21 protein-coding genes are annotated in these 22,479 nt (G+C 34.3%); 8 read left to right on the top strand and 13 right to left on the bottom strand.

Annotation, left to right across the window (positions count from 1 at the left end; all coding sequences use genetic code 11):
* The first annotated feature begins 15 nt into the window (after positions 1-15).
* The 3 genes from DES36_RS07535 (at position 16) to DES36_RS15315 (ending at position 1,747) form a co-directional block, all read left to right on the top strand.
* Positions 16-705: an AzlC family ABC transporter permease gene (locus DES36_RS07535; RefSeq protein WP_113920615.1), complete on the top strand. Its 690-nt coding sequence runs from the start codon at positions 16-18 to the stop codon at positions 703-705.
* Complete coding sequence (locus DES36_RS07530) at positions 706-1,035, top strand: branched-chain amino acid transporter permease (protein WP_113920614.1); 330 nt, start codon at positions 706-708, stop codon at positions 1,033-1,035.
* Between the two features lie 100 nt (positions 1,036-1,135).
* Positions 1,136-1,747: a flavin reductase gene (locus DES36_RS15315; protein ID WP_170128226.1), complete on the top strand. Its 612-nt coding sequence runs from the start codon at positions 1,136-1,138 to the stop codon at positions 1,745-1,747.
* Positions 1,748-1,992: 245 nt separating this feature from the next.
* Here the strand turns inward: DES36_RS15315 and DES36_RS07520 are convergent, their stop codons facing one another.
* The 6 genes from DES36_RS07520 to DES36_RS07495 all read right to left on the bottom strand — a co-directional run bounded on the left by DES36_RS07520 (position 1,993) and on the right by DES36_RS07495 (position 8,390).
* Positions 1,993-3,687 carry an FAD-dependent oxidoreductase gene (locus DES36_RS07520; RefSeq protein ID WP_113920612.1) on the bottom strand — a complete coding sequence of 565 codons (1,695 nt, stop codon included), beginning with the start codon at positions 3,685-3,687 and terminating at the stop codon, positions 1,993-1,995.
* A 13-nt stretch (positions 3,688-3,700) separates the two neighbouring features.
* The gene (locus tag DES36_RS07515) at positions 3,701-4,366 is read right to left on the bottom strand and encodes a rhomboid family intramembrane serine protease (RefSeq protein WP_113920611.1); all 666 of its coding nucleotides are present in this window, start codon (positions 4,364-4,366) and stop codon (positions 3,701-3,703) included.
* A 204-nt stretch (positions 4,367-4,570) separates the two neighbouring features.
* A complete protein-coding gene (locus tag DES36_RS07510; protein WP_113920610.1) occupies positions 4,571-4,996 on the bottom strand; it encodes a CBS domain-containing protein in 426 nt (141 codons plus the stop codon).
* A 365-nt stretch (positions 4,997-5,361) separates the two neighbouring features.
* Positions 5,362-6,183, bottom strand: a complete 822-nt coding sequence (locus DES36_RS07505; RefSeq protein WP_113920609.1) for a Cof-type HAD-IIB family hydrolase — start codon at positions 6,181-6,183, stop codon at positions 5,362-5,364.
* A gap of 110 nt (positions 6,184-6,293) precedes the next feature.
* The gene (locus DES36_RS07500; protein WP_113920608.1) at positions 6,294-6,578 is read right to left on the bottom strand and encodes a cysteine-rich small domain-containing protein; all 285 of its coding nucleotides are present in this window, start codon (positions 6,576-6,578) and stop codon (positions 6,294-6,296) included.
* 426 nt (positions 6,579-7,004) lie between these two features.
* Positions 7,005-8,390, bottom strand: coding sequence for a peptidoglycan DD-metalloendopeptidase family protein (locus tag DES36_RS07495; RefSeq protein ID WP_113920607.1), 1,386 nt, complete (start codon positions 8,388-8,390; stop codon positions 7,005-7,007).
* A gap of 419 nt (positions 8,391-8,809) precedes the next feature.
* Between DES36_RS07495 and DES36_RS07490 the strand changes: the two genes are divergently transcribed.
* On the top strand, positions 8,810-9,952 hold the full coding sequence (locus tag DES36_RS07490; RefSeq protein ID WP_113920606.1) for a 1-deoxy-D-xylulose-5-phosphate reductoisomerase: 1,143 nt from the start codon (positions 8,810-8,812) through the stop codon (positions 9,950-9,952).
* A 57-nt stretch (positions 9,953-10,009) separates the two neighbouring features.
* On the opposite strand, the gene DES36_RS07485 is transcribed toward DES36_RS07490, so the two are convergent.
* The 3 genes from DES36_RS07485 to DES36_RS07475 form a co-directional block, all read right to left on the bottom strand.
* Entirely contained in the window at positions 10,010-11,221 is a 1,212-nt protein-coding gene (locus tag DES36_RS07485; RefSeq protein WP_113920605.1) for a DUF438 domain-containing protein, read from the bottom strand.
* Positions 11,222-11,500: 279 nt separating this feature from the next.
* On the bottom strand, positions 11,501-12,253 hold the full coding sequence (locus tag DES36_RS07480) for a tRNA threonylcarbamoyladenosine dehydratase (protein ID WP_113920604.1): 753 nt from the start codon (positions 12,251-12,253) through the stop codon (positions 11,501-11,503).
* Between the two features lie 483 nt (positions 12,254-12,736).
* Complete coding sequence (locus DES36_RS07475) at positions 12,737-13,096, bottom strand: TraR/DksA C4-type zinc finger protein (protein WP_170128225.1); 360 nt, start codon at positions 13,094-13,096, stop codon at positions 12,737-12,739.
* Positions 13,097-13,325: 229 nt separating this feature from the next.
* On the opposite strand from DES36_RS07475, the gene DES36_RS07470 reads away from it, so the two are divergent.
* On the top strand, positions 13,326-13,508 hold the full coding sequence (locus DES36_RS07470) for an alpha/beta-type small acid-soluble spore protein (RefSeq protein WP_113920602.1): 183 nt from the start codon (positions 13,326-13,328) through the stop codon (positions 13,506-13,508).
* Positions 13,509-13,712: 204 nt separating this feature from the next.
* Here the strand turns inward: DES36_RS07470 and DES36_RS07465 are convergent, their stop codons facing one another.
* From DES36_RS07465 to DES36_RS07455, 3 genes are all read right to left on the bottom strand, one after another.
* Complete coding sequence (locus DES36_RS07465) at positions 13,713-14,303, bottom strand: vitamin B12 dependent-methionine synthase activation domain-containing protein (RefSeq protein WP_170128224.1); 591 nt, start codon at positions 14,301-14,303, stop codon at positions 13,713-13,715.
* Positions 14,304-14,431: 128 nt separating this feature from the next.
* Positions 14,432-15,007, bottom strand: a complete 576-nt coding sequence (locus tag DES36_RS07460) for an NUDIX hydrolase (protein ID WP_113920600.1) — start codon at positions 15,005-15,007, stop codon at positions 14,432-14,434.
* Between the two features lie 139 nt (positions 15,008-15,146).
* Positions 15,147-15,404, bottom strand: a complete 258-nt coding sequence (locus tag DES36_RS07455) for a B12-binding domain-containing protein (RefSeq protein ID WP_113920599.1) — start codon at positions 15,402-15,404, stop codon at positions 15,147-15,149.
* A gap of 254 nt (positions 15,405-15,658) precedes the next feature.
* Between DES36_RS07455 and DES36_RS07450 the strand changes: the two genes are divergently transcribed.
* The 3 genes from DES36_RS07450 to DES36_RS07440 all read left to right on the top strand — a co-directional run bounded on the left by DES36_RS07450 (position 15,659) and on the right by DES36_RS07440 (position 18,662).
* A complete protein-coding gene (locus tag DES36_RS07450) occupies positions 15,659-16,420 on the top strand; it encodes a threonine/serine exporter family protein (protein WP_113920598.1) in 762 nt (253 codons plus the stop codon).
* A 30-nt stretch (positions 16,421-16,450) separates the two neighbouring features.
* Positions 16,451-16,906, top strand: coding sequence for a threonine/serine exporter family protein (locus tag DES36_RS07445; protein WP_113920597.1), 456 nt, complete (start codon positions 16,451-16,453; stop codon positions 16,904-16,906).
* 79 nt (positions 16,907-16,985) lie between these two features.
* Positions 16,986-18,662 carry a glutamine--tRNA ligase/YqeY domain fusion protein gene (locus DES36_RS07440; RefSeq protein WP_113920596.1) on the top strand — a complete coding sequence of 559 codons (1,677 nt, stop codon included), beginning with the start codon at positions 16,986-16,988 and terminating at the stop codon, positions 18,660-18,662.
* A 215-nt stretch (positions 18,663-18,877) separates the two neighbouring features.
* Here the strand turns inward: DES36_RS07440 and nifJ are convergent, their stop codons facing one another.
* Positions 18,878-22,390 (bottom strand): pyruvate:ferredoxin (flavodoxin) oxidoreductase, encoded by a 3,513-nt coding sequence (gene nifJ / locus DES36_RS07435; RefSeq protein WP_113920595.1) that lies wholly within the window; start codon positions 22,388-22,390, stop codon positions 18,878-18,880.
* Positions 22,391-22,479: the final 89 nt, after the last annotated feature.

Genomic DNA, 22,479 nt, shown 5'->3' with positions numbered 1-22,479 from the left:
AAGGATTTAAATCACATGAAAAAGAAGGCTTTAAAAGCTGCCTTTCCCCATACAATTCCTGTATTAATGGGATATCTTTTCTTGGGAATGGCTTTTGGAATACTAGTAAGTAGTAGCGGATACCATTATATCTGGGCAATTATTATGAGCATTTTTATTTATGCGGGAAGCATGCAGTTTGTTGCAGTAGGCTTGATTACTAGCGAATTTAATATAATCGGCACCATTCTTATTACGCTTATGGTCAATGCAAGGCACTTATTTTACGGTTTATCTATGTTGACTCGTTTTCCTAAAATGGGGAAGTTAAAGCAGTACATGATTTTTTCTTTGACAGATGAGACTTTTTCCCTTCTTTGTTCCGCAAAGGCCTCAGATGATGTAGATGATAATTGGTTTTATTTATTTATTTCATTATTAGACCATTTTTATTGGGTTTTAGGCTCTGCCATAGGTGGAATACTCGGTTCACTTTTCACCTTTGATACTACAGGTATCGATTTCGTCATGACATCTTTATTTGTAGTAATTTTTATCAATCAATGGAAGTCTACTACAAATCATAAACCTGCACTAATAGGCGTATTTACAAGCATTATTTGCTTAATTCTATTTGGAGCAGACAATTTTATTATACCTTCTATGATCGGAATCTTGCTGGTTCTTACATATGCAAATAAACCTGTTAGAGAAAGGACTTCATAAATGCTGACAAATGGACAATTAATCATCATTATAGCTTTGATAACTCTAGTAACTTATTTGACAAGAGCAATTCCCTTTTTTCTTTATCCAGAAAATAAAGAAACGCCAAAATATATAGAATATCTAGGTCAAGTGCTTCCCTATGCCATTATGGGCATGTTAATCATTTACTGTCTAAAAGGTGTAAGCATAACAACATCACCTCATGGTATCCCCGAGCTTATTTCAATAGCTTTTGTCACCCTATTGCATTTATGGAAAAATAATACTCTAATAAGCATTGGTGGAGGTACGCTGTTGTATATGTTCCTGGTGCAAACAGTGTTCTAATTCTTTCTGCTTTCCGCATTTAACTTTCAGCTAAAATGTTTAATGAATAATTTAGATGGGTATTATTATTAAGAATTATTATATTAAGGAGGATTATAAAATGAAAAAATGGAAATGTAGAGTATGTGGATATATCCATACAGGTCCTAATGCACCAGAAAAATGCCCAACTTGTGGCGTAGGTAGCGATAAATTTGATTTAATGCCAGAGGAAGTACAACAATCTGAAGAAGAAAGACAAGCTATTCAAAATGTATTATTTAATTGTACTTATGGTTTATACGTTATAACATCTTTTAATAAAGATAATAAAATAAACGGTATGACTTCTAATAGCTTTGTTCAAATGACAGATACTCCAATGCAAGCAGTTATTGGAATTAATAAGAACAATTTAACAAGTGATTATATCTTAGAGTCTGGCGTATTTGCTGTAAACTTCTTAGGCACAGATAATCACAATGAAGTAAGAAGATTTGGATATAGCTCCGGAAGAGATGTAGAAAAGTTTAAAAACGCACAATATAAACGCTCAAAGAATCTAAAATTACCTGTTTTAACAAATGCCATAGGATATGTAGAATGTGAAGTACAAAAGGATCGAACACAAGATTTAGGAACACATAATTTATTTGTAGTTACAGTTGTAGGCGGAGAAATTTTTGAAGCAAAAGACCCTATGAGCTACGCATATTTTAGAGCAACAAAGTAATCCATAGTCTCTAGCCCTTGGGTATTTCTTTAGCGTCATTTTACTGCTTATGTAGTAATCATTAACAGCATCACAAGTTAAAAGAATATAACTTTACTATAAAAAACTCCCTCGGGAGTTTTTTATAGTAAAAAATGCTTTGATTTTAGCTACTGTTTCTATCATTAAGAGCCCAAAACTCTAGCTTTTGACCCAAAAGAAATACCCTAATACTAGCGACTAGCTGTTTAGCTAGAGACTAAGGACTAATTCTTTGGATAATCTATTTTGCCTTCTTGATTATAATATGCAGTAGAATAGGTTGTATAGCCACCTGTTAAGTTACGAGGAGAAAATCCATTGTGTTTGAGTACATTGTAAGCCGTCCAAGAACGGACTCCCACTGCACAATAAACCACAATAGTTTTAGCCTTATCCAATTCATCAAGTCGGTCTCGGAGCTGATCTACAGCTATATTGATGGAATTTGGAATAAAACCAAAGTTTCGCTCTACGGGTGTTCTTACATCTAATATAGTGTACTCATTTAAATTTAATTCTTCTATTTCATAATATTGAATCACATCCATATTTCCTGACAAATGGTTTGTAGCTATGAAGCCAGCCATATTAACAGGGTCTTTCGCAGAGGAATACGGCGGTGCATAGGCCAATTCTAATTCTTTTAAACTTTCCACCGTTGCCCCAAAGCGTATTGCTGTTGCAATAACGTCAATTCTCTTATCTGTACCAGCACCACCAATTCCTTGAGCACCTAGAACTCTTCCAGTTGGTAATTCATAGATGAGCTTCATATGAATAACTTGAGAGCCTGGATAATAGCCTGCATGATTAACAGGATGCAAGTAGATAGACTGGTAATCCCTTCCGTAAGACTTTCCTAATTTCATTAAGGTTTTTTCATTAGTTCCTGTACTAGAAATGGTCATATCAAAGATTTTTGCTACAGAGGTTCCCTGAGTTCCCTTGTACTCTTCTCTATACCCTGCAATATTGTTCGCTACAATTCTACCTTGTTTATTTGCAGGACCAGCTAAAGGAACCATGGTATTTACACCGTTTACAAAATCTTTGACTTGAATCACATCTCCTACGGCATAAATATGCGGGTCTGATGTTTTCAAGTATTCATTTACTATAATGCCACCTCTATCATTTAGCTCCAATCCTGCATCTTTTGCAAGCTGACTGTTTGCTTTTATACCAATGGATAAAATCACTAAATCAGAGACTATTTCCCTTCCTTTATTAGTAATGACTATCGTCTTGCCGCCCTCAGATCGAAACTCTTTGACGCCATCCTCTAAAATTAGTTTAATACCCTTATCTTCCATGTACTGGTGAAGAAATTGAGCCATTTCAAAATCTACAGTAGGCATTACTTGATTTGGTCTTTGAATTATATGAACATCTAAACCAAGCTCACAAAAATTTTCCGCCATCTCCACTCCAATAAAGCCTCCACCAACAATACTAACTTCTTTAATATTTTCTTTAGACAGATAATCTTTAATATCATCCATATCTGGTATATTCCATATAGTAAAAATATTCTCGCCATTGATCCCTGGTATGGCAGGTCTCTGGGGAGAAGAACCTGTTGACAAAATGAGTTCATCATAGCTTTCGTCATATATATCGCCTGTAATGGTATTTTTCACAGATACTTTTTTATTTTCTTTGTCTATTGATATCACTTCATTATGAACCCTTACATCAATATTAAACCTTTTCTTCATGGCTTCAGGAGTCTGCAATAATAATTTTTCTCTCTTTTTTATCACTTCTCCAATATGATATGGCAAACCACAATTAGCAAAAGAGATATACTGTCCTCTTTCAAAAAGTATAATTTCTATATTTTCATCTAGCCTTCGAAGCCTAGCAGCTGCACTAGCTCCGCCTGCAACACCACCTACAATTAAAACCTTTTTATTCATCACAACATCCTCCTTACTTTCTTTTAAATTTTCGAATTTGCCCTTGAAAGTTCTTTCGGTTTTTGTACACTTGCCTTTTTAATTTTAAATTCTTAAAAAAATCTTCATAGAAAAAGATGAAGAAGTTTATAAGTGAAAAAACAGCAAAGATTTTTAGTGGAACAGCGCCAAATAGAATAGTCATAGCAAAGATAAACCAATTCAAATAAGCCAAGTACTTCACCTTAATTGGTAAAACACCAAAGAGTAGTATTTCATGCTCAGGATAAATTTGCGCAAAAGCCAAGAACAAAGATAGATTAAGATAGATAGATGTTGCAGGATATTCCGTAATAAAAGACCCAATAATTGCTCCAATCATACCAAAGAGATAGTAAATATTAAATTGAGCAGTTCCCCACTCATTTTCTAATGAAGATCCTATCATATAATAAAAATATAAAACAAATAAGATGAATACAACATCTGCATTTGGTGGAATAAAAATAAAAGTAATAATTCGCCAAATTTGTCCTTGTAAAAATAATGAAGGTACAAAATACAAATAATCTACAATACTGGGCACTAGGTTTAAATACTCTATTACAAAAACAGAAAAATTTATGGTCACTATGTACACCATTAAATTGTGAATAGCAAAGGGACTCCATTTTCTCTCTAATTTATTTTTCCAATCCATAGATACACCTTCTTTCTATGTATTATTATACTATAAAAACGAAAAAAACACAGGTAGTAAGGTGTAAGCAAATGCATTTAAGTGAATTAGAATGACTATATGAACAATAAATTTAGTTCGTTTCAAATATAATTAATACTAAAATATTCTTATTTTAATTTTCTTAAAAAAGAGGATGTATTTTTTCATACACCCTCTTTGGTCTTATTGGAAAGTTTGTTTTGTAGTAATATCTCTTAGTGTATCTCCAGCTTCACTTTTCTTACCTCTTGTTTGTGAGAGATCAGCTAGCGAAACCATACCCACAATTTTACTTTGTTCTACAATAGGTATTCTCTTTACTTGACGTTCAGACATTACTCTAGCTACATCATCCACATTTGATTCTGGTGTAGCTGTAGCAATATTTGTACTCATAATATCACTACATCTCATTTGACCAGGTTGATCTGCTTCAGCTACATCTCGTAAAACAATATCCCTGTCTGTTATAAGACCCACAATATTTCCGTTATCTTCAACAGCTACCGCACCAACACCTGCTTGTTTCATCTTATTTGCAGCTTCTGAAACTAAAGCATTTTTTTGAACAGTAATTACTTTTTTAGTCATAATATTCTTTGCTTTCATTTACTTCAGCTCCCTTCACATATAGTATGTGAAAGAAGGAATTTTTCATGACAAGCAAAATTTTCTTTAATTTTTTTGCAGGCTTAGGGTCAAGTCTAGTAGAAAGTGGAAAGCGGAAAGCGGAAATTTAGTCACGATTCGTGACTGTTGTGTTGAATTAGAAGCATTTATATAAAACTCTATTAAAGATAAAGGAAGTACATATTTGCTCAAAAAAGCGCATTCTGCGCCCTAGGTGAAATCAGCGGTCGCTCCGCGACCGCTGATTTCACCTGACCACCTGACCACCTGACCACCTGACCACCTGACCACCTGACCACCTGACCACCTGACCACCTGACCACCTGACCACCTGACCACCTGATTTACAGTACATACTTCTCAATAGCCACTGCAACACCATCTTCTAAATTGGTCTTTGTGACAAAATCTGCTTTTCTTTTGACTTCATCGTCTGCGTTGCCCATGGCGACGCCTATTCCTGCAAATTGGATCATTTCAATGTCATTATAATTATCTCCTATGGACATAATATTATCCGATGTAATATTGTATCTTTTGGCTAAATGTTCTAGGGCATGACCTTTACTTACATTTTTATTAATAACATCCATCGATTTTGGCATAGAAGATACACAGTAAACACCTTTTATTTCACTTAGTTTACGGATGAGTTCATCATAGCGTTTTTGACGAGTTTCTTCTTGTACAATAAACATTTTTAAAATATCTTCTCCCTCTCGAAAAATTTCTAAGGGATTTGAAATAATCTTTACTTTTATCTGCTCTTCAGGTTTTTGACCTTCATTCCAATTCATAAAGTCCTTTACAGCTTTATTTTCTTTTTTAGAATAATAGACTTCATCTCCGTACATGCGATAATAAATATCATCATAATCGATGAGTAAATTAGTAGCTTCTTCAAGAGCATCTCTAGGAATAGAGCATTTATAAATATTTTCATCATCTTTGCGAATTAGAGCGCCATTGCTAGAAATAATTGGTGTTTCAATTCCCAATAATCTAGTGTACTGTCTAGCAGAAGAGTAAATTCTTCCAGTAGAAATTACTATTTTAACGCCCTTTTCTGCCGCAGCTAATACCGCTTGCTTTACTCTAGGCGTAATTTCATTTCTAGAATAAAGCAAAGTTCCATCCATATCTATTGCAATTAATTTAATATTCATAATATGACACCTCAATTTAAGTTCTAAGTTCTAAGTTGTAAGTTCTATGTAAAAGCGTAATAGTCACCGAAGGTGACTTAAATACATAGAACGTAGAACATAGAACGATTTTATTCTTTTCTCTTGGCTATTTCCATTATCTTATCCATTTTTTCTAAAATCTTGTCGTAGGATTCTTTTCTGTGGGGAATGTTGCAGTTTGTGCAGTTTTTTATGCCTTTTTCTGTGTACGAAAAATTTCCACCACATTGATCTCCTAATGCATATAAGGGACAGTAACAAAATATGCAGTTGAAATCTTCTGGAGAATTTACTTTATGACATGGAAAGTATTCACATTCTTTATGGGAAAAAAATTTGAAATTTTCTGTTTCTATATCTTTTCTTACCTTCATTTTGCACCTTCTTTTTAATTGATTAGACCTTCTCCGATGTCCTATGTATTTCTTATAATAGCCTTAATACTAGCGAATATCCTTTTGTATTTATCTCTTTTATTTTTGTATATATTAATATTATAATGAATATTCAGAATATTAACAAGGGTAAGGTAAAACACAGTAACTAGCTGTCAGCGATCAGCCACCAGTGGCAGGGTCAAGTCTCACTGGTCAAAAATTCAACTACGGATAAACAAGTAGTCAAATCTAGAAGTAACGCTTTCCTAACATACAAAAAAGCCGCTGAAAATTAGCGACTTTATATTATATAGTAAAATTCTATTTTTAACCTGGCTCTTATATACACAGTTATCTTTGAACCACCGAGCTATGCTTCAGAGGCTTGTAGCTGACCGCTAATTGCAGCTGGCTAAATTTTTTTTAATCTAAATAAACAGGTGCTACATGTCTGCCTACTTTTAAACCTTCAAAATAATCAGTTATAACTTGTCGTGCTCCATTATTTCGCACTTCGAAGTGTACATGAGGTCCAGTACTTCTACCAGTACTTCCCATTGCTGCAATCTGCTCTCCTAAACGAACCTTTTGCCCTACTTCTACATGTATTTCGCTTAAATGGCCATAAAGAGTAGAGTATCCATTGCCATGACTTATCTTAATATATTTTCCAAGAGTTCCTCCATCAGGGCTTGCAGTAACCACTATTCCATCAGCTGCTGCCTTGATTGGTGTTCCCATATTATTGGCAATATCAACAGCTCTATCACCTGAATGACTTCCTGCCTTACTAAGAGCGGTTACTCTACCAGAAGTGGGAAGTGAAAAAGCTCCTTTGCCAGCACCTATAGGCAAAGCTTTTATGCCCTTAGCAATCGTTTCAGTAGTAGGCTCCTTTAATACTGCCTGATTTAGAACTTCTCTTGAACTTTCCTTACCATTTACATAAACAACCTTTGAAGTAGTTTCTTTAAGACCTTGCTTTCCCTCTATAATGACCTTTTGCCTTCCTTCGTATATAGAAGAATCGTCTCTATATTCCGTTTCAAAAGGTATTTTGTCAACTATTGATTCTTCTCTTACTACTTCAATAGTCAAATAAGGTTCTAATACTGTTAAATTAATGGTGTCACCACCATGTAGTTTTTCTATATTTTTTTCTGGATTTGCTTCAGCCAGCTTTTCTACATCAATTCCACGGTTTACAGCTATGTCCCAAGTAGTGTCCCCATCTTTTACAGTATATTGTTTTAATTTGTCAGTGCCTTGATTTATAGTATCTATTGCTTTTTCTACTTCAGTTAATTCCTTATATGGAATTTGTTTGTTTACTATTTCTACTTTTTCTTTTATAATAGGCTCTCCGACAATTTTCGAGTTCTTGCTTTCTTTCGTATAGGGTTCTAAAACATTGTCTATAACCTTCTGAGCTTCTTCTTTGCTATAAAGACTTGCTACTTCTTCTCCGTCAATGACTATTACAGCCCCTTCGACCATAGGTATTCCATATGTGCTCACAACTGCGTTGATGCTCTCATCTACGTCCTTTAGGACATTGTCTCGATTTATAACTTTCATGCTAAAGTCAACATCTTGCTCAAATACAATATTTTCTCCGTATTTTTCTTTTAAATCTTGATTCACAACTTCTACAGCTGTAGTAAAAATCTCTCGTTCTTGTACATACCCTAAGTCTTGACCATTGAAAGTGACTTCATATCCGATATCAGCATGATAAAAAAATATTCCCGTAGCAAAAATTACTCCTGCTGAAGCTGCAATCATAGTCTTTTTCAGACTAATTTCCATATTCTATTAAACCTCCAAAACATTTACATCTCATTTACAAGGTGTTATTAAATGTTACATATTTTTTACACCATATAGTTTACCACAATTTCCTAATAATACAACTACATTTTTGTGATTTATATATTATTCTTTCTGATGTAATATAAATAGCTTATTTGTACTATATTGCATTCACTAGTCCGTTGAAAAATTGTAATTTTAAATTATAGCATTTTTCATGTTAATGGGAATAATTAATGCATTATTAGGATTCTAAACCAAATAAATAAAATTTATACAAAAATCTTTAAATTAAATACATAAGATAAAAAAAAAGGTATAATATATAAAAACTATAGAATTTAAATTATTTTAAGAACATCAATGTATCAAAATATTAGATGCAAAAAATAAATTTAAAGAATAAGGAGTTTTATATGAAATACGTAAGCATTTTAGGTTCTACAGGTTCCATTGGAACTCAAACACTTGACATTGCAAAGGAAAACCCTGATAAAATTAAAATAGTAGGTTTATCTTCTAATAGAAACATTGATCTATTGGAGCAGCAGATTAGTATTTTCAAACCAAGTATGGTAGCTGTAATGAATGAAGAAAAAGCATCAGAATTGCGGAAAAGAATAGGTAATAGTACAGAGGTCGTCTCGGGAATAGAAGGCTTATGTGCTGTAGCTTCTTTATCGGAAGCAAATATTATTTTAACTGCTGTTACTGGGATGATCGGTTTAGAACCAACTCTAAGAGCCATTGAAAGGGGCAAAGATATAGCACTAGCCAATAAAGAAACTCTAGTTGCTGGAGGACATCTTGTTATGGCTAAAGCCAAGGAAAAGGGTATAAAAATTTATCCTGTTGACAGTGAACATAGTGCAATCTTTCAATGCCTTATGGGCAATGATAGAAAGGATTTGCATAAGATCATACTCACTGCTTCTGGTGGGCCATTTAGAGGCTATAGTTTAGAAAATCTAAAGGATGTTACTTTAGAGAAGGCTCTAAAGCATCCCAATTGGTCTATGGGAAGGAAAATCACTATAGATTCAGCTACATTGATGAATAAAGGATTTGAAGTAATAGAGGCAAAATGGCTCTTTGACCTAAATAAAGAACAAATAGAAGTTGTAGTACATCCACAAAGCATTGTGCACTCCCTAGTAGAATTTAAAGATCACAGCACTATTGCACAAATGGGATACCCTGATATGAAAGTGCCTATTCAATTAGCATTGTTCTATCCGAATCGGATAGAGAATAGTATTGAATCTCTTAACCTAGCACAAATAGGTACATTAACATTTGAAAAACCGGATATAAATGTCTTCAGATGTTTAGGGCTTTCTTATGAATCCATTAAAATTGGTGGCAGTATGCCGACTGTTCTCAACGCGGCAAACGAGATAGCAGTAGATGCTTTTTTAAACAGAAAGATACACTTTACTGAAATACCACAAATACTAGAAAAAATAATGAATGAACATAATATCATTCAAAACCCTGATTTAGATTCGGTATTGGAAGTAGATCGTTGGGCTAGAGCTAAAGCAAGTAGTAAGATTTAAGGTGGTAAGGAAAACCCAACTCGCCTTTAAGCAAGTTAGGTTTTCTTTCGCTTTCTCCTAATCTGCTAATCTCTTCTCACCTTTTAGTTCCTGTATTGACTTGATATTTTGGGTAACTTCTAATATTCCTAAATACTCCCCTTGCCTATCTCTTACAGCAAAGTATCTAATATATACAAACTGGTCTCCCATCTTAATCCAAAAATCTTCATGATCTTTTTTACCAGATTGTAAATCTTCTACTATTTTTTCTACAATATGAAGGCTTGATGGTGGATGACAGTTTGCTACATCTCTTCCTAATACAGACTTTGGCCTTGCAAAGATTCTCTCTTTTCCCTGGGTAAAGTACTTAACATGTCCATCTTTATCTACAAATGTAGCGTCTATAGGAAGAGTATTAAAAATTGCATTTGCCTCTTTTGCTGTAAGATAACCCGCGTCAAATGGAATGGCATCTTGTAAGCTAGCTACATCTTTTGGCTCCTCTAAATTTTCATCATATTCTGGATTATAAAGACCTTGAGGCTCAATAAAAGTATACCCTATCTCATCGCTATCATTAGATATAGCGCTCCATTCATCTTCAGTTAATGTATCTTGTGCCATTGGAAACAGGATATTTTCTTCTTTAAAAATCATTTCTGTAATTCTATTTAGTAAAGTATTCGCGTCTTCTATAATCTTTCTCTTTTGCTCTCCCTTATTGATGTCATTAATGATCTCTTTTAAAGCATCTCGTATTTCGTCATCTACTCCCCACATAACCTTAGGTGGAGCTGTGATATTGTATTTTTCTAAATATGGGAATAGTAAATTTTCCTTCCTAGAGTAATGCTTGTCAATTTCAAGAAGCTTTTGAAAAGATGCTTTTAACATCCCACTAGATTGTGAATCTTCTTCTTTTTCATATCTACTTAAAATTTCTTTTATCGTTTCATCGATAAAGGCTTCAATTGCGCTGTTTTCCTTATCAAATACTTCTAAAGGGTGATTTTCGTAATTCTCCTCCTCAGGTCTATGAATCGCCTCAATTGACCCTTTAAATACTGCAGCATGAACATCACAAAGATTTTGAATTTGTTCTACAGGCATTCCTTCCATAATCAGACTTTGCTCCATTTCTGCAATTTCAGAGGCAGAAACGCCTTCAATTAATTTTTCAAATCTATCTTTCACTTCTTCTACTGTTTTTCCATGATGTAACTCTGTTATAAGCTCCTTTAATACCTTTTGCCTATATTCCCTGTTATTAATTAATTCGCTCATTTTATCAACTCCTCATCGTGTTCCTATATTTTGTTATCAATCCTCTCTATAAATAAGATACCCATTTTTTCATATATAAATAATGTTTTGTTCTAAGTTCTATGTGAAGACTAGAAGTAAAAAAAAAGCGCATTCTGCGCTCTAAGTTCTAAGTGAAATCAGCGGTCGCTCCGCGACCGCTGATTTCACCTGACCACCTGACCACCTGACCACCTGACCACCTGACCACCTGACCACCTTGCATTTTATATTTTTCCGCATTCCACATTCCACTTTCCGCTAATCAATCAAATCCTTAACCACTTCACCAGCAATAATCAAACCTACCACTGATGGCACAAAGGAGATGCTTCCTGGTATTTGATTTCTAGAAGTGCACTTTCTCGTTATACCTGGTGGGCAAATACAGCCTGCAGCACAGCTAGAATCTTCATTTTCCATTGGCTTTATTGGAACTTCTTTTGAGTAGACTACTTTTAAAGATTCAATATTTTTCTTTTTTAATTCCTTACGCATAACTTTTGCTAAAGGGCAAATGGATGTCTTATAAATATCTGCAACCTCAAATCTAGTAGGATCTAATTTATTGCCTGCTCCCATAGAGCTGATAATTGGAATATTTTTTGACTTTGCATTGACAACTAAATCAATCTTTCCCGTGACTGTATCAATAGCGTCTACAATGTAGTCATAATCTTCACTTATTAAGTCATCTCCTCTACCAGGCATATAAAACTCTTGAAATGTAGTTACTTCTGCTTTGGGATTGATTTCTAATACTCTTTCTTTCATCACTTCTACTTTAGACCTTCCTATAGTCTTTCTCGTAGCATGTAATTGCCTATTTAAATTTGTTAAACAAATTTTATCATCATCTATTAGAACAAGTTTACCTATGCCAGCTCGCACTAAACCTTCAACTACAAAAGATCCAACTCCTCCAATGCCAAAGACTGCAACCTTGCTATCCTTCAATTTATCTAAATTATCTTGACCAATTAATAGTTCTGTTCTTGAAAATTGATGTAACATCTTATTCCCCTTTCAAACTTAATTTCGATTAACAGTATACCTTATCCATTCTGATTTTTCTACTAAAAGCATGCTTGTTTTATGTAAAAGTTGGAGTGAGAAATGATTGGTGTTAGCGGAAAATTGAAAGCGGAAATTTAGTCGTAGCTAGACCTTTGTATTGAGCGGAGATATTCAAAAGGGGCTTTAAAAAAGCCCTAAAACATCCATAAAATGCATATACAAGGTATAATGAAAATGTGGTCGTTTATTTTCGTGGGAAAGTCCTGCTTTTGACTTTAGCTTCTAGTTCAGTTATCCTGAGCGTAAGCGAAGGATCTTGACCCAAAAGGAATACCAAATGCTAGTGACTAAAGACTAATGACTAGCTGCTAATGCGCCACATGCGCTTTCTTGTTTTTCTATAGATTCTTAATTGCGCAAAAGATGTTTTTCGTCTAATTACCCAACCTCCTCAAAAGTTACACATTCCACCTTCTACTTTTAGCTTTCCTTACATCCAACACATGTCCTCGCGTATGGAATGACTTCTAATCTTTCTTCAGAAATGGATTGACCACAGTTTGCACAGCGACCATATTTTCCCTCTTCAATAGAATGAATAGCATCTTCTATTTTTCTCAACATCCTATGTTCATTTTCCTTTTGATAAGCACCTCTCTCAAGATCACTGCGTATACTGGCAATATCACCTGGATGATTATCAAAAGTAGATAATTCATCTGCCATTTCCTCGTACATATCTGTAATTTCATTCCTCTTCATATCTTCTACAAGTTTTAAAATTCGGTTTTTTTCTTGTAATAATTTATTTTTAAAATAGTATTGTTTGCTTTTATCCATAATTATGTTCTCCCTTATTTTGTTTCTATTATTTTTAGTGAAAAGCATTAAAATAACCATGGAAAATAATATATATTTAAATTTTACTAATTTCATCATTGTATTCCATTTATTGTGAATTTAATAATATCATCAATATACTTCTATTTAATGGAATCATAACAAATATTTACATGACTAATAATAGTAAATTTCCTAAAACTATTAATATCAAAGGAGGTGAACAAAAATGAGCAGAAGAAAACAAAAAGCTGGTTTAAATCAATTTAAAGAAGAATGTGCTAGAGACCTTAATATCAACTTAAAACAAGGCTACAATGGAGACTTAACTTCTAAAGAAGCAGGATCTGTTGGTGGAGAAATGGTAAAGAGAATGGTACGTTCATATGAAGAAAAATCAAATAATCAATAGTATTACACCTTAATCTTGTTTACACACAAGAATAATCTTTTAGCTTTCCTTCAAAGTTTTAAGTTTAGTCTTGTGTTTTACATAAAAAGCGCCCTTCGGCGCTTTTTTAGGTGGTCAGATGGTTAGGTGGTCAGGTTTTCCCGTCCAACCAGAAACTTAGTTTAATCGCCAAATTAACTTGTGCAAATTTACTCCTTACACTTATCATTCTACCTTTCGAAAGTATATTCCCGATACGCTTTTTCCTGGGTACATAATATTGCTGTCTGAAAGTTTTACGCCAATATCTCCTTCTACATCTCCAAATAAAGCAAATAATTTTTTCTGTTCTAGCATATCCCAGCCTTCTAAGGAGCCAGGAATTTCATATGTTATTTCTTCATATCCGTACTTATTTTTAATATCTTGTGATATAAAGTCTGTTGCACATAGCAAAATTTCTGTTTTAATGCCATCAAATAGAAATTGATCTAGAAGATCGTCCATTTCTTTTGTAAGCGCTTCTACTTCAACACCACTGGTAATTATATAAGGAAATACCATATCTACTCCCTTTACATTTTCAGCAAGATTTTTACTATTAAACTGAGTTTCACCAATAGTAATATAATCTTCTTTAAGCTCTTGTATAAGAGCTTCTATGTAGATTGCTTTAGGTTTTGCCACCGCTTCAGCTTGTTTAATCAGCTCTTCTAAAGTCTCTAGCATTCTCTTATTATTTCTTAGCTTCATTCTCTCATTTAATACCTCTAAATCGATTACAAACGGAATCTCTGTAAATATTCTCTTCTCCATAATAAAATCCTCCTTGCTTTTTGTCATTATTATATTAATTGAATAACGTTTTTATAGTAAAAACCTTTGTTCGATTTTAAGTGAGTAAAGATATTTGACCCTAGCACTGGTTAACTGGCAGCTGATGGCTAAAGTGTGGTCGTCACTTTCTTGTATTGGAGTATTCGATTTATTAATTTATCATAAATATCTTTCATATGACTTTCAGTGCTATATATATTCACTTGTTCTATAGGAATCCATTTGACAGCGCTATTTTCATCTTTTTTTATGACGAGCTCTTGTTCCTCATCTCCTATAGCTCCATATGCTATAGACAAATGTAAGTGTGGAGCTACGTATTCTCCTCTTTTAAAATGTCCTATAACAGATAGAACATCTATAGATAAAGGCATAGAGGTAATCGCTTTTACAAAAATACCTGTTTCTTCTTTAACTTCTTTAATGGCTACTTTTAAAAAGTCCGTCTCCCCATCAACGTGGCCACCAGTCCAGGACCAGGAATCATAAATATTATGATATATCATTAAGGCATGATCAAATTTTTTGTTCACCACAAAAGCTGAACTAGTTAAATGAACAATAGGATTATGCCTAGTCAGTATATCATTAAAATAATCTATACTGTATAAGAAAACTTCCTTGTACTTCTTTTCTTCTTCACTTTTAGGTATATAATTATGTATTACATCTTCCCAATCCATAGCTTCTCCTTTGGTAGTCGCCTTAAAATACGGCGGGAGAATATTCCTTTAAAACAGAAAAAACTCCCATCAATATTTTATTATATCATACGATTCACACCATTAGAATGATCTCTTCTTGCTGAAAGATGCAAAATATTTAAATAGATCCTTCAGCAGCAGGCAAAATCATATCCATGATTTGTTCTAGGATCTCTTTTGCATAGATCAAATCACCTACTTTATAATCTCTCATCTCAAACCTCTCAGATACCTTATTAATACCATCTTGAGCTGCAATGATAAACTTCTTCTCAGCCAATTCATCTGGTCTGCTCTCTATAAACTGCTTTGTGAGTTCCAGGACTTCATCTCCCTTTAATTCAGACAGCGCTATGCTTAATTGATCGTAATCCATATGCCTTTCCTCCTAATTGTATATAATAATTAGATTATGGATAAATATAGAAGAATTTATACCTCTCATAAAAAATATACTGATTTTCTATAAACTTATATGCTATAAGTTTGCTTTAATAGACAGATGATAATGATTTATGTAAAATATCTTTAAGATTGTTATAATGTAAGAAGCTGCAAAGCAGCTGAGGCAATCTGCGACGTATTTATGATATAATATAAGGCATCATTATTTATTAACTGGAGAATATAATGGAAAATATAAATATTAGAGAAGCCGTCACGCTAACAAAACTCTGTGCACAAATTATCTTGGAAAACAATGGCGAAACCTATCGAGCCGAAGAAACTGTGATGTTTATTGGACGCTCTCTAGGGTACGATACGGAAGTAATCTCCTTTCCTATAGGGTTTATTATTACTATTGCAGATGAAGAAGATACTATTAATACAATTATTAAGAGAATTAAGAGCAGAAAAGTTGATTTAGGGGCTATACATGAAGTTAATGATTTATCAAGAAAAATAGTAAATCGCTCTATAGATATACAAGAGGCTATTGCAAAGCTTAGAGAACTTCATAATAAAAGAGAAAAAACAAGCCCCCTTTTGTATACAGCAGCATCACTATCCCCTGCTGCATTTTCTCTTCTCTATGGAGGAGGTTTGTTTGATGCATTTGTATCAGCTATTTGCGGATTTCTAGTACAATATGTGTACAGCAATTTTGACGTAGATGATAATTATAATTTTGCTATGAGCTTAATTAGCGGTGCTATGATTGCGATTATTGCCATCGTATTTGTTAATGTATTTAATGTAGGCAATACGAACATAATTATTACGGCAGCCATAACACCTCTCTTGCCAGGTTTAGTCATGACCACTGCCATTCGTGATGCTATGCGTGGTGATCTTCTCTCTGGACTAGCTAGACTAGCAGAAGCCATATTAGTGGCTATTGCCCTAGCATTTGGCGTAGGAGCCATTTTGACCATTTTCTACGGGATTTAAAATCAAAATAGTACGAGGAGAAGTATTCATATGATTCGCATCTTTATCATTTCATTTTTTGCTACACTTTTTACTTCAATTGCATTTAAAGCTCCAAATAAGGCGATCTTGCCCGCATCATTTTTAGGTGGATTTGGCTCAATAATTTTTATGCTTGTATCAAAAGCTGTTAATTATCAAATGATGTCCTATTTTGTTGCAACATTCTTTATAACTGTCTGCAGCGAATTCTTAGCTCGACTAAAAAAAATGCCTATAACCGTATTTACCGTTCCTTCAATTTTTCCAATCCTTCCTGGGGTTAAGATTTACACAGCTGTAGCCTATTTATTTTTAAAGACTGGTAAGGCTTCAGAAGCTATTATCGAAGCTATATTGGCCGTATTAGGCATGGCAATGGCTATGGTCTTATCTTCATTGCTGACAAAAACAATTAATAAGATAATTACCTTTTTATTTTTAAAAACCAATTTACAAACCAAATAAATATTAGTACATTTTATTGCAGTATGTTAAAATAGACTAGTTATATATGGAAATTTCAAAATCTATAAGGAGTGATATTGTGAGTAGTGAGACAACTGCATCCAATTTTATTTATAATATCATAGAGGAAGACATTAAAAATAATCTATACAAAAATGAAGAAATACACACTCGATTTCCCCCAGAGCCTAACGGATATCTTCATATAGGACATGCAAAATCCATCTTATTAAATTACAATACAGCGCAAAAATATGGCGGTAAATTTAATTTACGGTTTGATGACACAAATCCAACAAAAGAAGATGTAGAATATGTAGAATCCATTAAAGAAGATATTAAATGGCTAGGTGCAAACTGGGAAGACAGAATTTTTTTTGCTTCTGATTACTTTGAAAAAATGTACCAATATGCTTTAGAGCTCATCGACAAAGGTTTAGCTTATGTGGATGATTTAAGTGCTGAAGAAATACGGGAATACCGTGGCACATTAAATACTCCTGGTAAAGAAAGTCCTTATCGGAATCGACCTACAAAAGAAAGCAGAGAACTATTTGAAAAGATGAAAAATGGCGAGTTTCCTGATGGTACAAGAGTTTTAAGAGCAAAAATTGATATGTCTAGCCCAAATATCAATATGAGAGATCCTGTTATCTATCGTATTCTACATGCTACACATCATAATACAAGCAATAAATGGTGTATTTATCCAATGTACGATTTTGCTCATCCAATAGAAGATGGCATAGAAGGTATTACCCATTCTCTGTGCACATTAGAATTTGAAGATCATCGTCCTTTTTACAATTGGATTTTAGAAAATTTAGATGATTATAAAGAACGTCGACCAAGGCAAATTGAATTTGCAAAACTACAGCTGAGTAGAACCATCATAGGAAAAAGATTCATAAAAAAACTAGTTGATGATGGCATGGTTGATGGATGGGACGACCCTAGACTCATGACCATATCAGGAATGAGACGAAGAGGCATTACGCCAGAAGCGATACAAAACTTTTGTGAAGAAATCGGTATCGCTAAAGCAAATAGCCTTGTGGATATCGCTATGTTTGAACACTTTATAAGAGATGACTTAAAGGCAAAAACACGCCGATTAATGGCTATATTAGACCCTATCAAAGTCGTTATTACCAATTATCCAGAAGATCAAACAGAGTGGCTAGAAATCCACAATAATCAAGATAATGAAAGCTTAGGATACAGAAAAATACCTTTTAGCAGAGAGATTTACATTGACCGAGATGACTTTATGGAGGTACCTCCAAAGAAATATTTTAGACTCTTCCCTGGAAACGAAGTTCGACTAATGGGCGCCTATTTTATTACCTGTAATAATGTAATAAAAGATGATGCAGGTAATATTCTAGAATTACACTGTACCTACGACCCTGAAACAAAATCTGGTAGTGGCTTTACAGGTAGAAAGGTTAAGGGAACCATTCACTGGGTTAGCGCATCACATTGTATCAAGGCGGAAGCTAGACTTTACGATTATTTAATCAAAGATGAAAGCGATATAGAAGAGGATTCTTCTACAGAAGATAAAATCAATCCAAATTCCATGAAAGTAACAACAGCCTATCTAGAACCTGAGCTAGCAAAAGCAAAGCCAGGAGACAAATTTCAATTTGTTCGAAACGGATACTTCTGCGTAGACACAAAGGATAGCACAGAAGACCATTTAGTATTTAATCTAACAGTAAACTTAAAAAGTTCATGGAGACCACAAAAATAGCGCCTTAGGGCGCTTTTTTTAGGTGGTAAGGTGGTAAGGTGGTAAGCAAAAACTAAAAAGTAGAAGGTTGGAAAAATCAACTTGCGCGAAGCGCATGTCCCGTCCAACTGTCCAACGAACCAACCAAAAGTTTCATTTATGATCATTCTCCATAAAACGAAAGACCCATATTCCCGAAGGAATATGGGTCTTTCTAACTTACTAAGAATTTTAGCTTATTCAGCCATTTTCTTATATTTTTCGTATCTTTGTTTTGCTTCTTCTTCTGTTTTCTTGAAGAGTTCGTCAGCTACTTCTGGGAAAGATTTCTTAAGTGATGTGTAACGTACTTCACCCATGATAAAGTCTTGGAAGCTCTTATTTGGTTCTTTAGAGTCTAGAACAAATGGATTTTTACCTTCTTCAACTAACAATGGATTATGTCTGTATAAATGCCAGTATCCTGATTCTACAGCTAATTTTTCTTGAGCTACAGTTTTACCCATACCAGCACGGATTCCGTGGTTGATACATGGTGCATAAGCGATGATTAAAGATGGTCCTTTGTAGCTTTCTGCTTCTTGAATCGCTTTCATAAATTGATTTTTGTCTGCTCCCATAGCAACTTGCGCTACATAGATGTATCCATAAGTCATAGCAATAGCGCCTAAATCTTTCTTCTTAACCTTCATACCAGATGTGGCAAATTTAGCTACAGCTGCTGTTGGTGTAGATTTAGATGCTTGACCACCAGTGTTTGAGTATACTTCTGTATCAAATACTAAGATATTGACGTCTTCTCCAGTAGCTAACACGTGGTCTACACCACCGTATCCGATGTCATATGCCCATCCGTCTCCACCAAAGATCCATACAGATTTTTTCACTAATTGATCTGCATTGTCTAAGATAAATTTAATCTTAGGATTATTACCACTATAAGCTTTAAGTGCTTCTACTAATTTTGCAGAGGATGCTTTAGAAGCTTCTCCATCATCCATAGTCCCAATCCAAGCTGTAGCAGCTTCTTTAAAGGAATCACTTGCATCATCAGTCATTATTTCTTCAAGGTAATTTTTAATTGTATTTCTTGTCTTCTTAACTCCAACTGCCATACCATAACCAAACTCAGCATTGTCTTCAAACAATGAGTTTGCCCAAGATGGACCTTTACCTTCTGCGTTGGTAGTATATGGAGTAGATGGTGCTGAAGCTCCCCAGATTGATGAACAACCAGTAGCATTAGCAATCATCATTCGATCACCATATAATTGAGTAAGTGTTTTTGCATAAGCTGTCTCTCCACAACCTGCACAAGCACCAGAGAACTCAAGTAATGGTTGAGCAAATTGGCTACCTTTTACTGTAGTTTTAGAAACAAGATTATCTCTATAAGGGATATTTGCTGTTGCATATTCCCAATTTTCAATTTCTTGTTCTTGTGTTCCAATAGGCTTCATAATTAGAGCTTTTTCTTTCGCCGGACAAATATCCGCGCAGTTCCCGCATCCAGTACAATCTAATGGAGAAACTTGAATTCTATATTGATATCCTTCTAGTCCCTTTCCAATAGCTTTCTTAGTTAAGAAAGTTTCAGATCCTTTACTAGCTTCTTCTTCAGTTGGTAAGAATGGTCTAATTACTGCATGAGGGCAGATGAAAGAGCATTGATTACATTGGATACAATTGTCAATTTGCCATTCTGGTACAGATAATGCAATTCCTCTCTTTTCATAAGCTGCTGTTCCACTAGGGAAGGTACCATCAGAGATATCTTTGAAAGTAGAAACAGGAAGACTATTTCCTTCTTGTCTGTTCATAGGAACGAGTACTTTTTCAATAAACTCTGGTTGAGCTTTTTTGTTGTCTAATGTATCTACTGCGTTTGCCCATTCTTGAGGTATTTTTACTTGCTTAATAGCTCCTACACCTTGATCTACTGCCTCATTGTTCATCTTAACAATAGTCTCACCTTTACTTCCGTAAGACTTCTGAATAGCGTCTTTCAAGTATTTAACAGCCTCGTCAATGTCAATTACATTAGCCAATTTAAAGAATGCTGCTTGCATGATCATATTCGTTCTTCTACCTAAACCTACTTCTTCTGCAATAGCTGAAGCGTTTATTGTGTAGAATTTAATATCATTTTCTGCCATATATTTCTTCATATAAGCTGGTAAGTGCTTATCTAATTCTTCTTCAGACCAAATTGTATTGATTAAGAAAGTACCACCTTTTTTCAGACCTTTTAATAAATCGTATTGATAAATATAAGCTTGAGTAGAACATGAAATAAAGTCTGCTTCATCAATCAAATAAGTAGATCTAATTGGTGTTTTACCAAATCTTAAGTGAGAAATTGTTACACCACCAGATTTTTTACTATCGTAATCGAAGTATCCTTGAGCGTACATATCTGTATTGTCACCGATAATTTTTATTGCGCTTTTGTTTGCACCTACAGTACCATCAGATCCAAGTCCCCAGAATTTACATCTGATTGTGCCTTCAGAAGATGTGTTTATTTTTTCTTTTTCTTCTAATGAAGTAAATGTCACATCATCGACAATACCAATTGTAAATCCATTTTTAGGTTCTTCTTCTTTTAAGTTTTCGTATACAGCTAAGATTTGTGAAGGAGTAGTATCTTTAGAACCTAAACCATATCTTCCACCTACAATAACTGGTGCATTATCTCTATTGTAGAATAATGTTCTTATATCTTCGTATAATGGTTCTCCTAAAGCACCTGCTTCTTTTGTTCGATCTAATACAGCTATTTTCTTAACTGTGCTTGGGAATACATTAAAGAAATACTTTTCCGAGAATGGTCTGTAAAGTCTAACTTTAATTACACCTACTTTTTCGCCTTTAGCAACTAGGTAATCTATTGTCTCTTCGATCGTTTCAACGGCTGATCCCATAGCTACGATGACACGTTCTGCATCAGGTGCTCCGTAGTAATCAAATGGTTTGTATTCTCTGCCAGTAAGTTTAGTAATTTCTTTCATGTAATTTGCTACTGCGTCTGGAACCCAATTGTAGAAGACATTAGAAGCTTCTCTTGCTTGGAAATAAATATCAGGGTTTTGAGCAGTGCCACGAATAACAGGGTGCTCTGGATTTAAGGCGCTATTTCTAAATGCTTGTAAAGCATCATAATCAACTAATTTTGCTAATTCGTCGTATTCGATTTGTTCGATTTTTTGGATTTCATGTGATGTTCTAAATCCATCAAAGAAGTGAACAAAAGGTATTCTTGTCTTAATAGCAGTTAAATGAGCTACACCTGCTAAGTCCATAGCTTCTTGAACACTATTAGATGCTAACAAAGCAAATCCAGTTTGTCTTGCAGCCATAACATCTTGGTGATCACCAAAGATAGAAAGAGCGTGAGCAGCTAAAGCTCTAGCACTTACATGGAAGACAGTTGGCAACTTTTCTCCTGCTATTTTATACATATTTGGAATCATTAAGAGTAAACCTTGTGATGCAGTATAGGTAGTTGTCAAGGCACCAGATTGTAGAGAACCATGAACTGTGCCAGCAGCACCAGCTTCCGATTGCATTTCAACAACCTCAACTGTCTGTCCAAAAATATTTTTTTGACCGTGAGATGCCCAATCATCAACTAATTCTGCCATAGTAGATGAAGGTGTGATTGGATAGATAGCAGCTACATCTGTAAAAGCGTATGAAATATAAGCAGCAGCTGTATTTCCATCCATTGTTTTCATTTTTCTTGCCATTGTGAACCTCCTTAAAATAGTTAGAATACAATAACGGTTTTCTTATGTAATTTAGAAAGACCGATTTATGTCTCTATAAAGTATCAGTA

Origin of the sequence: Alkalibaculum bacchi (genome assembly GCF_003317055.1) — a bacterium.
GTDB lineage: Bacteria > Bacillota > Clostridia > Eubacteriales > Alkalibacteraceae > Alkalibaculum > Alkalibaculum bacchi.
Note: the sequence above shows the minus strand (reverse complement) of the source record. Positions and strands in the feature narration are given on the sequence as shown.